The sequence below is a fragment of the Photobacterium sp. R1 genome, assembly GCF_054600795.1.
This window is the reverse complement of record NZ_BAAHZP010000643.1, coordinates 1-263: the sequence shown is the minus strand read 5'-3', so window position 1 is coordinate 263 and position 263 is coordinate 1. Positions and strand designations below refer to the sequence as shown.

Sequence of the window (263 nt, the reverse complement as noted above, 5' to 3'; positions counted from 1 at the left end):
CGGTAAACCGCATCAGCTTTTCACGGATAATTTCGGAAGCCATAAAGCGCTGCGAGCGATCGGTCACGTACTCTTCCGGGAAGTAATATTCCCCTTCCGGCAGACAATCGCGGACTATCTTCTCGACATCATCAATACCGGTACCGTGTTTGGCCGCAATAGGGACAATGGCCTTAAAGTCCATTTTTTTCGCCAGTTCCTGCATGTGCGGGAACAGATCGTACTTCATTTTGACGTTATCGACTTTGTTGACCAGCAGCACC

At 49.4% G+C, this 263-nt stretch carries 1 pseudogene; it reads right to left on the bottom strand.

Features of this window, described 5'->3' with window-relative positions:
* Positions 1-263, bottom strand: a pseudogene (locus ACYP03_RS26640) (GTPase Era); the annotation flags it as partial.